This window comes from Streptomyces sp. NPDC059169 (assembly GCF_042755225.1).
Lineage (GTDB): Bacteria > Actinomycetota > Actinomycetes > Streptomycetales > Streptomycetaceae > Streptomyces.
Window position 1 is genome coordinate 432,530 of record NZ_JBHZCF010000002.1, and the last position, 7,346, is coordinate 439,875.

Annotated in this window: 8 protein-coding genes; 7 read left to right on the forward strand and 1 reads right to left on the reverse strand. The window is 68.8% G+C overall.

All coding sequences use genetic code 11. The features are described 5' to 3' along the window. Window positions 1-157: 157 nt before the first annotated feature. From ACFXOM_RS05740 to dapD, 7 genes are all read left to right on the forward strand, one after another. On the forward strand, window positions 158-1,630 hold the full coding sequence (locus ACFXOM_RS05740; RefSeq protein WP_385037054.1) for an asparagine synthase-related protein: 1,473 nt from the start codon (window positions 158-160) through the stop codon (window positions 1,628-1,630). Next, on the forward strand, window positions 1,627-2,373 hold the full coding sequence (locus ACFXOM_RS05745; protein ID WP_385037057.1) for a class I SAM-dependent methyltransferase: 747 nt from the start codon (window positions 1,627-1,629) through the stop codon (window positions 2,371-2,373). The genes ACFXOM_RS05740 and ACFXOM_RS05745 overlap by 4 nt, the downstream gene beginning before the upstream one ends. A 668-nt stretch (window positions 2,374-3,041) precedes the next feature. After that, window positions 3,042-3,200 carry a hypothetical protein gene (locus ACFXOM_RS05750; protein WP_384944736.1) on the forward strand — a complete coding sequence of 53 codons (159 nt, stop codon included), beginning with the start codon at window positions 3,042-3,044 and terminating at the stop codon, window positions 3,198-3,200. 184 nt (window positions 3,201-3,384) lie between these two features. Continuing rightward, window positions 3,385-3,516, forward strand: coding sequence for a hypothetical protein (locus ACFXOM_RS05755; RefSeq protein ID WP_385037060.1), 132 nt, complete (start codon window positions 3,385-3,387; stop codon window positions 3,514-3,516). A gap of 365 nt (window positions 3,517-3,881) precedes the next feature. Continuing rightward, the gene (locus ACFXOM_RS05760; protein WP_384935686.1) at window positions 3,882-4,202 is read left to right on the forward strand and encodes a DMT family transporter; all 321 of its coding nucleotides are present in this window, start codon (window positions 3,882-3,884) and stop codon (window positions 4,200-4,202) included. Beyond that, entirely contained in the window at window positions 4,202-4,744 is a 543-nt protein-coding gene (locus tag ACFXOM_RS05765; protein WP_384935683.1) for a TetR/AcrR family transcriptional regulator, read from the forward strand. Before ACFXOM_RS05760 ends, ACFXOM_RS05765 begins: the two co-directional genes overlap by 1 nt. A gap of 168 nt (window positions 4,745-4,912) precedes the next feature. Then, window positions 4,913-5,914: a 2,3,4,5-tetrahydropyridine-2,6-dicarboxylate N-succinyltransferase gene (gene dapD, locus ACFXOM_RS05770; RefSeq protein ID WP_384935680.1), complete on the forward strand. Its 1,002-nt coding sequence runs from the start codon at window positions 4,913-4,915 to the stop codon at window positions 5,912-5,914. A gap of 321 nt (window positions 5,915-6,235) precedes the next feature. Here the strand turns inward: dapD and dapA are convergent, their stop codons facing one another. Next, window positions 6,236-7,123: a 4-hydroxy-tetrahydrodipicolinate synthase gene (gene dapA / locus ACFXOM_RS05775; protein WP_385037063.1), complete on the reverse strand. Its 888-nt coding sequence runs from the start codon at window positions 7,121-7,123 to the stop codon at window positions 6,236-6,238. Window positions 7,124-7,346 lie beyond the last annotated feature (223 nt).

Genomic DNA, 7,346 nt, shown 5'->3' on the forward strand with positions numbered 1-7,346 from the left:
GGGGGGTGGAAGGGGGGGAGAAGAAACGTCCTTTGGCTTTGGTGGGGGGTTTTTTCCCCCCAGAGGGGGGGGGGGGGGGGGTGGGGGGGGGGGGGGGGGGGGGGGGGCCCCCCCCCCCCCCCCCCCCCCCCGCCGCACGACATCGGAAAGGGACGACATGCTGTCGATGCGTCTGCACCTGGCCGATCTCCAGGAGCCCAAGTGGAGATCAGAGGGCGGCCGTTGGATCAACGGCGAGAGCTGGATCGAGCCCGCGAACGTGTCCACTCTCGTCATGGAGGTCAACGACGACCAAGCGCCGCGCGTACGGGTCCGGGTGAAGGAGTGCAAGCGGGACGAGGCCGACTTCGTCGAACTCACCATGGAGCCCGGACAAGCCCGCCTGGCGACGGGTGTCTTCGGTACAGCTCCGCTCTATCTGACAGAGAAGGCCGGGGAACTGCACGCTTCGTGGGACCTGACACTGCTGCGACCGCATCTGCGGGCAGACCGTCTGGTGGCGCGTGTCGTCGCCCGCACGCTGACGAGGCAGCACCGCTACACGTCCGAGATGCTCTTCCAAGGCGTCTACCGCCTCACCGAACGGGCAACGGCCACGTTCACCCCTTCGGGACTCAGCATCCACTACCCCGACCCCGCCGAACACGTACTTGAGCCACGTACGCTGCGTCCCGGCGTTGATCCACTCGCCGCTCTGGAGGAGTTACTGACCGACGTGATCCGCCAGGCGCCGACGGCAACCGGATGCGTGGGCGTCGAACTGTCGGGCGGCGCGGACTCCGGGAACGTCGCCCTGGCCATCAAGGCGGCCCGCTTCCCCGAGGTGTACAGCTTCGGCCTGCTGGTGGGAGGACGCACCGGCAGGCAACAGAGCGAGCGGCGCCGGGCCCTTGTGGAGCACTGCGGCTTCCGAGACACGGCCACCCCCGCCACGCAGCACCCACCCTTCTGCCCCGGAGGCGTACGCGCTCTGCGCAAGCCGCACGATCCGGCGGGAGCCTTCTACCAGGAGGCGTTCGATGTCGTGCGCGAGCAGGCAGCCGCCCGGCGGTGCGAGATCATGCTCACCGGAAGCGGCGGCGACGAGATCAACGCCCACCACTCCAGGACACAGGCCAAACTGCCGACACCCGAACCAGTACCGTGGCTCGGAGTCAAGGCAGCCCGAGCACTCGCCGAGCTGAACGAGCATCTGGCGCCCATCCCGGCACTGCCCGTACCGACCCTGATGGCGTTCGGGATGCACAACCCCGGATTCCTCCGGGCCGGAATCTGGCCAGTGAGCCCGCTCGCCCACCCGCGGATCGTGCGGTTCATGGAGCAGGTACCGCACAAGCACAAGCGCGGCAAGGCGCTGTTCCGCGAGCGGATCAGACGGGCCGGGGTACCCGAGTGGGTGGCCGCGCCGGCCGAACCGGAGAACTTCCTGGCCGTCCTGGAGAAGGGACTGCGGTCCTACGGTCTGCCCGTACTGGATGACATGCTGAAGGAGTCCATCCTGGTGGACCTCGGCTATGTTGACGGCAAGGCTCTCGCCAAGGCGCGGAGGGACGCCGACTCCGCGTCGGTCGTCCCCGATCTGCTGTGCGATGTGCTTGCCCTGGAGGTCGGACTGCGAAGCCTCATGTGACCAGCCCCGACACGGAAGCCGAGCACGTGGAAGCCACCAACCTCCTGTACCGCGATCCGGCACTCTACGACGTGGTCCAGTCCGACAGCACGAGCGCCGAAATGTGCCAGACCCTGATCGAGCTGCACCAGCCGGATGCCCGGACCCTGGTCGACTTCGGATGCGGTACCGGTCGCGACCTGGAGATCCTCGCCAAGCGCTTCAAGTGCATCGGCGTGGACCTCCAGCCCGACATGGTCGACTACGCGCACCAGGCCCGTCCGGGGCTGGACATCCGCACTGGCGACATGCGCACCGTACGACTCGGCAGCCGCATGGACGTGCTGACCTGCCTGGGCAACAGCCTCGCCTATGTGCACGACAACGAGGCGATCAGCCAGGTCTTCGCCACCTTCGCCGCCCACGCCCAGCCGACAGCGCTGCTCGTGCTGTGTTCCCCCATCGCCCCGATCACCCGGACCGAGCCGACCACCGCCACGGTCGACACCCCGACGGGACCCGCGACCGTCACCATCCGCCACACATGGGACCTGCGGACCCAGATCAACACCATGTATCGGCACTGGATGCTCCCCTCAGGCGACGAGGCCCGAGACGAGATCCGCAGACGTGTCCTGTTCCCCCAAGAGCTCGAACGCTACGCGGAGGGCGCCGGCTTCGAGGTCCTGGACATGCTCGACGGCACAGGGACAGGGCTTACCGGCCCCACCGCGTACACAGTTGCCCGATACACCCGGCGATGACCGACGAAGCCAGAAGGGGCACCAGCACCGGCCACCGGGCCCTGACGGCAGTAGCGACGGCAACAACCACGGATTTCCCCGCACAACCACGGACACCAACGGAACGCAAACCACGCGCTGACCTGCGAAGAAGCAGGTAGAGGGGTACCGCGTAGCACACGTACTATGTGCTGGCGGGCGAGACTCCGGTACTCGTTCACAACTGTGGGGAGGCCGATGATGACTTGCTCGACTTCGCAGACAAGGCGCTGAATATGAGTCCGGAATCGCGTCCCAATGTTGCCACGAAGATTACCTCTGCGGATGGAGAGCATGTCCGTTTCTCCTATGCAACGGATACGCGCAGTGGTGCAATGCCTCCGCAGACAGCGAGGGCAGTAGCTAATTCCGGACACCATGGCGGGTGCGGGGAAGTTGGGTGTGCCATTCAGTTCGAGAGCGCCGGCATCCCGCTAGAGGGGGCGAAATTCCAGTCTGTCAGGATCGGCGGTGGCGGTAGAGGGAATTCGTTCCCAATTGAGGATCATGGTGAACTGATCGCACCATGCCCTGCCTGCCAGCGGTTCTTGCCTCAAATCGGTGGACGCGGGTGAGTCTCGTGCCTGTCTCTCCAGAGTTGCGCGCCGCACTTCAAAAATTGAGAGAAGTGCGATCCGAAAGGCCTCCGGGTGGGCGTGAAACTGAATCTTTTGCTGCGTGGCGGGAAAGGATTGCAGACGCTTTGGATGCACTGGCCGGCGTTCTCATATATCAGGAAGATCGCCAGAGAGCTGCCGCCGAAGCGGCTGCTGCTCGCGCCGAAGCAGAAAGAATCCGTGCTGAACTGAATCAACTGGACTGATGGATAGAGATCTGCTCTGATCCGTCTGTTTCCGCAACAGCAAGACGGAATGTCCTTGGGTATGTCGGAAGCCCCACCGAGAGCAATCTCGGTGGGGCTTCTGAGTCGTTTGACGCTGAGATTGAAAGGTTGGGGTGACAGCGAGCGTTGGCGGGTGGTGCATCGTCGTCATGAGGTACGCGGATGGCGGCGGCTTGGCCGCTGCGGTTCGGGCGAAGCACGAGGCGGTGCGTTTCGAGGTCGCCGAGATGTTCGAGCAGGGGGTGCGGCCGCCGGAGGTGGCCCGCAGGTTACGGGTGTAGCGGAAGTCTGCGTACGCCTGGCGAGCCGTGGTTGCCGGCGGCGAACTTCTCAGTGAGCTTGGCCGGGGCCTCTTTGCGGGTAGTGCCGTAGGCGCGGCCGCGGCGCAGGTGGCTGTGGCCAGGGGTGAGGATCTTGGTGAAGGTGCCGCGGCGTTGGTGCGCACGCGGAGGGAGCTGCCCGCCGTGCCCGCACCCGCCCGTCGAGCCGGCCCGGTTGTGGTCCCCACCCACGTGGCGTCCGGCATGCGTGTCCTCCTCCCCGTTCCTCTCCCTTCCGTCCCGTCCTCACGTGCCCGGGATGCGACGGCCGCCGGGCGGCGTGTTGATGCGTACGGTCGTACCCATCGTTGTGTACGCTCGTACTCATGGGATACGCACTGCTGGCCGGGGCCATCGCGGCGGAAGTCGCCGGTACGACGGCGATGAAGTACAGCGATGGGTTCACCCGCCTCTGGCCCTCGTTGATCACCGCCGGGGGCTACGTACTCGCCTTCTTCCTGCTCGCCCAGACGCTCAAGACGATGTCCGTCGGGACCGCGTACGCGATCTGGGCCGGCATCGGGACCGCGGCCATCGCCGCGATCGGCATGCTGTTCCTCAACGAGTCCGTGAGCGCCGCCAAACTGATGGGCATCGCGCTCGTCATCGTCGGAGTCGTGGTCCTCAATCTCGGCGGGGCGCACTGATGGCACGTCGGTACGACCCCGAGCGGCGCCAGCGCATCATCGACGCGGCGCTCCGGGTGGTGGGTCGCAGCGGTATCGGTGGGCTGAGCCACCGAACCGTGGCGGCGGAGGCGGACGTCCCGCTGGGATCGACGACGTACCACTTCGCCTCGCTCGACGAACTGCTGGTCGCCGCCCTGCAGCAGGCCAACGAGGGCTTCGGCGCCGCCCTGCGCGAGAGCGGCGCGCTCGCCGACCCCGAAGGCGACGTCGCGCGGGAGCTGGCCCGGCTGATGGGGGAATGGCTCGGCGGCGAACGCACCGGCGTGGAGTTGGAGTACGAGCTCTACCTCGCCGCTCTCCGGCGGCCCGCCCTGCGGCCCGTGGCCGCGGAATGGACCGACGGCGTCACCGAGGACCTCGCCCGCCGTACCGACCCGAAGACGGCGCGGGCCCTGGTGGCCCTGATGGACGGCATCTGCCTCCAGACGCTGCTGACGGGCTCGCCGTACGACGAGGCGAACGCCCGCGAGATGCTGACCCGTGTGCTGGCGAGGGGGTAGCACCGCTCCCGCCGTGAACCTGCCGGGAGGCTGCGGGTGGCAGGAGGCGTGACCCCGACCGACAGCAGAGACGGAGACCCTGTGAACGGCTGGAACCACCGCACGGGGGCGCGACCGGCACCCGAGACCGGTTCGCCCCCGCCCCTCCCCGCCGGTTAGGTTCTGCATATGACTGACTCGCCCGACAGCACCACTGCACCTCGTACCACCGGCGCCGTCGCCGCCGGCCTCGCGACCATCGCCGGTGACGGCACGGTCCTCGACACCTGGTTCCCCGCGCCCGAGCTCTCCGCCGAGCCCGGCCCCGCCGGTACCGAGCGCCTCACGCCCGTCGAGGCCGTGAACCTCCTCGGGGCCGGTGCGGCCAAGGCCATCGGCCTGGACGCCCGCCGCGGGGTCGAGATCGTCGCCGTTCGTACGGTGATCGCCTCGCTCGACGACAAGCCGCTGGACGCGCACGAGGCCTACCTGCGCCTGCACTTGCTCTCGCACCGCCTGGTACGGCCGCACGGCCAGAACCTCGACGGCATCTTCGGGCTGCTCGCCAACGTCGCCTGGACCTCGCTCGGTCCGGTCGCGGTCGACGACGTCGAGAAGGTGCGGCTCAACGCCCGTGCCGAGGGGCTGCACCTGCAGGTGACGTCGATCGACAAGTTCCCGCGGATGACGGACTACGTCGCTCCCAGGGGCGTGCGGATCGCCGACGCCGACCGGGTCCGCCTTGGCGCGCACCTCGCCGAGGGCACCACGGTCATGCACGAGGGCTTCGTCAACTTCAACGCCGGAACCCTGGGCACCTCCATGGTCGAGGGCCGGATCTCCGCGGGCGTCGTGGTCGGCGACGGTTCGGACATCGGTGGTGGCGCCTCCACGATGGGCACGCTTTCCGGCGGCGGCAACGTCGTCATCGCCATCGGCGAGCGCTGCCTCATCGGTGCCGAGGCGGGTGTCGGCATCGCGCTCGGTGACGAGTGCGTCGTCGAGGCCGGTCTGTACGTGACCGCCGGCACGCGCGTGACGCTGCCGGACGGGCAGATCGTCAAGGCCCGTGAGCTCTCGGGCGCCTCCAACATCCTCTTCCGCCGCAACTCGGTGACCGGCGCCGTCGAGGCCCGTCCGAACAACGCGGTCTGGGGCGGCCTCAACGAGGTCCTGCACAGCCACAACTGATCGTCGGCGGTCTCGGTCGCGGCGGCCTGCCACTCAGCTCCCCGACGTGCTGCCGAGCTGTCGTCGACTGTCGAGTCGGTCACCTCGAACCCCCTTCCGGGCCCCAGGACGGCACGGGAGGGCGTTCGTGCGGGGCGAGCCGGCCGCACCGGGCGACGCGCAGCCCCTTCGTGCCCTCGTCGCGGTGGCATTCCGGCCTGTCCCTGGAACCCCCGGAAGCACCGGAGGGCACCCGGCCGACGGTCGCGCTTCGTCGACGGCGCGCGGCCATCCGGCCGGTGCCGGCCGCGCGCCACCTGATGCCGGAGGGCGGGGGCACGCCTACCGCGTCAGCTCCTCGTGCGCAGCGAGCAGTGCCTCGGCCACCCCGCGGTCCGCGGGCTGCAGCGGTTCCCTGACCGGTCCGGCCGGCAGTCCCAACGCGGTGAGCAGTGCCTTCGCCGTCACCGCGCCCGGTAGGCCCGACGCCATCATCAACTCGGTGAGGGGGAGTGCGCGGCGGTTCAGCTCGGCCGCCTCGGTCGTCCCGCCCGCGTCGAAGGCGTCCAGCACGGCCCTCATCGCCCGCGGTGCCGCGTTCGCCACCGTACTGACGTACCCCGCTCCGCCCACCGCGTACAGCGGCAGGTTGAGCTCCTCGCAGCCCGAGTAGAACGCGAGGGGGCTGCCGGTGAGCACCTTGGTGCTGCCGAGCAGGTCGTACGCGCAGTCCTTCACGGCCACGATCCGCGGGTGGGAGGACAGGCGCAGCATCGTCTCCGGGGCGATGCGGGTGCCGGTGCGAGCGGGGATGTCGTACAGCATCAGCGGGATGCCGGTCGCGTCCGCCACCCGGCGGAAGTGCGCCTCGACGGCGGCCTGCGGCGGGCGGCTGTAGTACGGGGCGACGACGAGGAGCCCGTCGGCACCCGCGGCCTCGGCGGACGCGGCCAGGTCGACGGTGTGGCGGGTGTCCGCGGTTCCGACGCCCGCGACTATGCTCACCCGGTCGCCGACGGCCTCGCGCACCGCGCGCACGAGCGCGGTCTTCTCGGCGTCGGTGGTGGTCGGCGACTCACCGGTGGTGCCGTTCAGGACGAGGCCGTCGCAGCCTTCGGACACGAGCTGCTCGGCGAGCTTCCGGGCTCCGTCCAGGTCCGGTCCACCCGTCGGGGTGAACGGTGTGATCATGGCGACCAGGGCGCGGCCGAAGGGCTGTCGTCGTGTCATGTCCGAAGTGTCCACGGCCGTCACCGTGAAGGTCCACTTAGTTCTTCTTGGGGTCAAGAGGTAGCAAGACTTAACGACGAGGTGCCCGCCCCGGGCGGGTGCCCCGATGGAACGCACCGTGGGGTCGCGCTCCGAGGAGGGGGGGGAGACAGGGTTTCCGGGGGGAAGGGGGGGGCGGGGTTGGGAGCAGAAAATGCGGGGTGTGGGTGCTGTTTTTGTTTTG